Genomic DNA, 5,850 nt, shown 5'->3' on the forward strand with positions numbered 1-5,850 from the left:
GAACACCACACCACCCACGCCGATAGAAAAACCGAGATCAAGGCCGACGATCATCTGACCGTAGCCAGCAGTCAGCATGTCAAGCTGGGCACCGCCCAACTGACCAAGGCCGGCCGTGAAATCCACCTCAAGGCCGGGCAGAAGATGGTCATCGAAGCCGGCAGCGAACTGACCCTAAGCGCCGGCGGCAGCTTCATCCACATCAGCCCCGCCGGCATCAGCCTCAGCGGCCCCGGCATCAAGCTCAATGCTGGTGGTAGTCCCGGAAGAGGGTCTGGTATTCAGATACTACGGCCACTGACCTCTACATCGGCGAAGACTGATGCTGCTGGACAACTACTACAGCCCGTAGAGCCGGAGGCTCTGATCAAACAACGACGTGTTTTTCTGCAGGCGACCAGCGGACTCTGCGAAGTATGCGAGCTAGCCAAGGATAGAGAGGAATAATAATGGCCAGTACGGGTGTACTTCTGTTTGACGGGGCTTCACGTAAAAGGGCTCTTGTTTGGTTGAGCAAAACTTATCCCGAACACAGCTTGAGTCCGCTGTTATATGACACTCAGTTTGAGGCGTTGGGGGATGTAGGCCCCATTTTGCTGGACGCAGATGAAGGCAGCCTGCTGCAAAAGGCTTGGTTCCAAGGCTCCCCGGATTTGCAATATGCGGTTTGGCTTAAGACAGAGAAGGGCCTGCCTGAGCTTTACACCAGTCTGCGCCGGCGGTTGCGTGTTTACTCGCCTGATGGTCGAGAGTTCTGGTTGAGGTTGGCCGATTCACGCCCCTTGCTGCGTGCATCGGAAGCTAAGGTGCAATGGCCAGAGGGGTTTTGGCACGGTGTGAGTGAGGTTTGGTTACAACGTCACGGGAGGGCTTTCAAGGCTTGGGAGAACCAAACGCCAGAACATGATTGTACTTGCTCGGCCGAGGACATTAACGCACAGATTACGCTGGAGTGGCCGTTATTGGAGGCCTTGGCGCAGGAGAATGAGTCATCGCAGGAGGCGGCGCTATGAATCAACCCGTTGCAACACCAATAGATCTACGTCCTGCTGCTTGCCCGTTGCTTGCGGCGGTATTACCCGTTCGTTACGCCATTGGACCGATAGACCCGCGCCATGGCTCAAGTCTTGATGCGGCGGCTCTAGGGTTGCCGGAACTTGACGAGACATTCCCAGGTTTGGGGCCTGATAACCCGTATTACCAGGATCGCCCTCTAGGGTATGTGCCTCGTATGTTGCGGGATGGGTGGCTGTATCTCTGGGATGAAGCTCTGCAGGAGCTGAACGAATATAGGGTGCAAGCTTCAATGCTGACGCTGAGTGGGCGGGGGGGAGGGCTACAGGATCAAGCGTTACGCCCCTATCTGCTGTTGGAGGCTGGTGCTCCAGTGCGCCTGGCATGGTCACCTTGCCTCTGGTCTGAAAGCATCTTTGCCATGGTCGAACAGCAGCCAGATCTGCGTCAGCGACTAATGCGTGAAATCATACCTGGTGTTTCCCCTTTCAGCGGACAGGTAAAAACCTTGCACTCTCAGATAGGGGATATCAGACCTGAAAACTTCCGCTGGAGTTGTGCGCCGAGACCAAGATATTGGTTGTTGGAAGATCCAGCGCTGAAACGCATGCAGCGCTGTGAGCAACAGCATTTTGCACTGGTTGATGACCCTTGGGGGGTGCTTTTTGATTTTGCCGGACTCATGCGTGAACGTACTCAGGCATTCGGTAAGCTCAACAAGCATCGTGTCGATGAATGGTCTATCGCAGCCATTGTAGAGTCGATGGGGAGCGGTGATGAGAAGGTTCGTGGGCGGCTTGGCTCAATCATTGACTTGGCTCGGTTGCAGCAAGTAAAGGAAGAGCAGGAGCGTGAAACCCAGGCACTCGAGGCTGACTGTATACGTATGGCCAAAGTTTGGGCTGCCTGGTTCTCCACGCTGGGCGAAGGTACGCCTTCTAGCCTGGAGAGCGCTTGTGAACATTTCGATATCAGTCAACCCGATGCGCGTGAAATGCTGGAAAACAGCTTTGCGGCTGCCTGCCTGGGGCCGGCGGCAACTTCGCCCGGTGTCAAAGCTATCGAGAATGCCCTTGATCTGACACAGGTCAAAGGCCAGCCCTGGTTGTTGTGGGCGCTTCTTGGGGTGACACAGCGTCTAGATGCAGGGCATTTGCAACGCCTGCTGCAAATGCCCGAAGGCCTGCCGACGGTCGCGGAAGACTTGGGCGCAAGCACAGCAAAAATGGCACGGGCATCGACATTGGCTCTAACGCTCAATGCGGGCGCAGCCAATCTTGAAAAACTGCCACTGGCTAGAGGCGGGGAGCCTTTGTTCGCTGTTTTTTCGACGGTGCTTGGCGGGCGAGTTTCTGAATTGTCCGAGCAAATTCACCATCTTACATATCAGCTAATGATCGCTATGCTGGCTCGCAGTCGGCAGCGTCTTGAAGCCGGCAGCCTAGCTCCTGCAGATGCCTTGCGCTGGATGAGCTCCCAGATTGATGAGGCGCATAACAAAGGCAAGAGACGCAGCCTGGAGCGGCGCCTAAACCAACATCGGCGCCAGGAAGGTCGGGCTGCGCGCATGACAGCGGCAGATGCTAGGCCGGCCCGTAGCTCACTGGCCTCCGGAGTGTCTTCTGCCATTCCACACCTACGGGTCGTCCCCAGTACGCCTCCTGCGGAAGCTGGGAGCTATCGACCCGGTTATGGCAGTGCAACCCCTAATCCCAGGCCAGCCCCACCTCCTGTGTTGCCGCCGCTCAGCGGCGAGGCAGCCGGGCTGGAGCTGCCTCGCAATATCAAGGATCTGCTCAATGACGCGCCACTGAAAACACTGATTGCGATGGTGTCGGTGTGGAATTTGGGCCAGGCAGAGAGGGCTTGGAGCGAAGAGCAGTCAATAAAGAGCTCAGTATCTGTTAGCAGTGCAGCCTTGGTAACTGCAGCAGCAGCTACCGCAGTGCTGCAGCACCTGGCCGATATCAGATGGGAGCAGTATGTAGCACAAGCAGGTAATATCAATCCGGCAGCTCAAGAGTATTTGGCGCGGGCGTTGGGGCTGGGGTCTGCGGCGATGTTTTTCCAAGCTCTAGCCGCAGGCATTGATGTTTTCTATTTTGGCTGGCGTGCACTGGATGCCTATCGTGCCGGTGACTTGGACACTGCCGGCGTCAATGTCGGTCTGTCTGGAGCCAGCCTGGCTTATGCCAGACTGTCGGCAGAGGCCATGCGTACAATGCGTCTAGCCCGCACGGCTGTGCTGGCGGGTGAGGCTCAGGCGCTGACCACAGGACTACGGGTGTTGTCGTTGCCACTACGCCTGAGCCTGGCAGGACTGGCGGTTACAATCATCGCGGGGCTGGTTACTCTGTTCTTCACTGAGGATAAACCGCTGGAGCAGTGGCTCAAGCAAACCCGCTTTGGTAATCGCCCTGCTGATTGGTCAGGTAGCTTTGCTGGTACTCTGCGAGCGTTGTACCAGATCGTACTGCCAGTCAGTCTCAGCCTGGAGCGCTGGCAAGATATAAATCCGCGCACTGGACAGGTGATGCGTGAGCTCCGGCTGGTACTTCGCCTGCCTGGTCAACAGGAGTACCGTCAGGGCATGGTCAGCTTTGAAGGCGAGGAGGAGTGGCAGTACAAAACCGGGCTGTTCAGCTCAGAGGCGCGGTGCGTCCCGTTGATCTGGGGGAAGGATGATCCTATTCCCTTTTATCCAGATGTCGGTAGTCGTATAACGCCTGAGCGTAACGGTATCCGCCTGCGCCGTGCCTATCATGATGACGGGAGGAGTAGCTTGGTTGCTGTTCGTGGACGTCTGACCTACCAACCTATCAATGGGCTGTATCTGCCGCCCATCGATATTGATGTGAGCTGAATATGACGAACCACGCCTCCACTGATCTGCTTTCCCAGCGCCTGGCCCAGGCACTGGACGGCTACCCACTGCAAGCTGATCAGCCCACTGGTGCGTCGCTGATGTGCATGCCCGAAGTGGAAGAACAAACCGAGCAATATCTGGCCATCGAGCATGGCGCCGGTGCCGACAGGGGGATGTTGACTGGGGGGCTGGGGGGCCTGCTGGGGGCGTTTTGGGTGGTAATGGCAATGCTCAGTTATTACCACGGGAACACTGAAGGAACATTGCATGCATTAGCAATCGCAATTACCTGTACTGTTCTGCCGTTCCTCTGGGAAGTCCTGCGCCCCATGCCGCTGCCTATCGTGTTTAATCGCCGCACCCGCGAGCTGTATTTCGAGCAGGATGGTCAGCTATATCACAGCCCCTGGGATGGTATTGCTGCTGCAGCTTACAGCTTTGACACCGTAGGCCCTTATACCGGCGGTATGCGGCATGCCGCACTGGAAGTGCTGCTGCACCGCTATGGTCATCCTGACGAGCAGGTACTGATCAATCTGGGCTCGCCATTGGGCAAGAGTCTGGAGATGCAATTGGGTTTCTGGGAGTACCTGCGAGCCTACATGGACAATGGTCCCTGGTTTGATGAGCAAGGCAATCCCAGTGAGTCGCCTGACTTTAACCAGAGCTTGCTCGCGGTGCGCAAGCGCCGGGGGCATTGGGCTCGTCTACAGTGGCGTGACATCAAGGATCAATACAAAGCCAGCAACGGACGAAATTTCCTCAGCGGCAGTGATTTGATTTTGTTGCTCGGGGGCATGTTTTTGGCCCCCTACAATGCAACACAGAACCTCACCTACGCCATCGCCAAACGCCGCTCACGCAATCACTGGCCGGTGTTAATCCGAGAGCGCCTGGATCTGAATGGTCCTGCCTCGCGACTGGTAGATCTGGAGCAACAACAGCCTTAGGAAGTCATCAAGCAAATACTGCGCTGGATCGTTGAGTCTGCTCAGGGGGATCCAGAGGCTATGGATAATGCCAGGCACTGTCATTCGACGCCAATTTGCAACTCAGGACCGAGTCATGACCCAACAAGCAGGTGACACCAAGCAAGGCTTACTGTGGAAACAGGAGCACCTGTCGCCGCTACCGATCCCGACTGGCCAGCCAGCGTCGGATATTCTGGGCATGATCTGGCGCAAAAACGAGGTGTATCTGGATATCGGTAGCCTGTCTCTGGTGGGGGGGTGGGTAACGCTACATATCGGTTCTTTGTTACTTGGTTGGGCTTTAATTTATGCGCTTGTTAGGAGCGATTATCTACTCTTTTTTATGATATTCCTCGGCATGGGCAGTGTGATGGCCTTCCTCTGGATTGGCTATATCCGCGTCTACCGCCGCCCGCTGATGCCACCTCTACGGTTCCACCGCCAACGCCGAGAAGTGCGCATTGTGGCGGATGATGGTGAGGAGTGGACCGTGCCCTGGGAGCGGGTACACGCCATTGCCCCGAGTGCCACCATGGTCGGCCAGTTTGGTGCCGCCAAGCTGGGGGGATTGCTGTTGTGGTTCCCCTTCAAGGATGAAATCGACGAGCCTTACCATGATAAAAAGCCGGGCTGGATCATCATGGTCAGCCCCGGCCCGGGTGCTGCGGCTATGCGTCAGTGGGAGTGTATTCGCAGTTTTATGGAGATTGGCCCTGAAGCTGTGCCCGACTCTACGGTTATGCACAATCACGAATTAAGTGTTTGGCAGAGTTTTGTCCAGGATATGCGCGATGGTGTGAAGACCCATGGTTGGTTGCGCACGGTCCTGTGGGATGGGCTGGCTTCATTCGTATTCAACCTGTTTGCTTACGATTATTTGATGCGCAAGAAATTCACCCACATCCCCGACCTCACCAGCCCCGAATCCATCGCCTGGTCCCAGCCGCTGCCCCAGGAGCAATGGGCCCGGCGCTCAGCTGAGCTGGAAGCGGCCATCGC

4 protein-coding genes and 1 pseudogene are annotated in these 5,850 nt (G+C 56.5%); all 5 read left to right on the forward strand.

Annotation, left to right across the window (positions count from 1 at the left end; genetic code table 11):
• Positions 1-447 (forward strand): annotated as a pseudogene (locus tag C2846_RS18765) (DUF2345 domain-containing protein); the annotation flags it as partial.
• 2 nt (positions 448-449) lie between these two features.
• Positions 450-1,013 (forward strand): DUF4123 domain-containing protein, encoded by a 564-nt coding sequence (locus C2846_RS18280; protein ID WP_119702172.1) that lies wholly within the window; start codon positions 450-452, stop codon positions 1,011-1,013.
• The gene (locus C2846_RS18285) at positions 1,010-3,877 is read left to right on the forward strand and encodes a toxin VasX (protein WP_131038243.1); all 2,868 of its coding nucleotides are present in this window, start codon (positions 1,010-1,012) and stop codon (positions 3,875-3,877) included. The genes C2846_RS18280 and C2846_RS18285 overlap by 4 nt, the downstream gene beginning before the upstream one ends.
• Positions 3,878-3,879: 2 nt before the next feature.
• Entirely contained in the window at positions 3,880-4,830 is a 951-nt protein-coding gene (locus C2846_RS18290) for a hypothetical protein (RefSeq protein WP_240638233.1), read from the forward strand.
• A 115-nt stretch (positions 4,831-4,945) separates the two neighbouring features.
• A partial coding sequence (locus C2846_RS18295) for an OST5 family protein (protein ID WP_119702174.1) occupies positions 4,946-5,850 on the forward strand: 905 nt, incomplete at its 3' end.

This window comes from Pseudomonas jilinensis (genome assembly GCF_003586265.1).
Taxonomy (GTDB): Bacteria; Pseudomonadota; Gammaproteobacteria; order Pseudomonadales; family Pseudomonadaceae; genus Halopseudomonas; species Halopseudomonas phragmitis.

Coding starts and splice junctions, on each gene's coding strand:
- C2846_RS18280 (WP_119702172.1), top strand. CDS start 450: ATGGCCAGTACGGGTGTACTTCTGTTTGACGGGGCTTCACGTAAAAGG.
- C2846_RS18285 (WP_131038243.1), top strand. CDS start 1,010: ATGAATCAACCCGTTGCAACACCAATAGATCTACGTCCTGCTGCTTGC.
- C2846_RS18290 (WP_240638233.1), top strand. CDS start 3,880: ATGACGAACCACGCCTCCACTGATCTGCTTTCCCAGCGCCTGGCCCAG.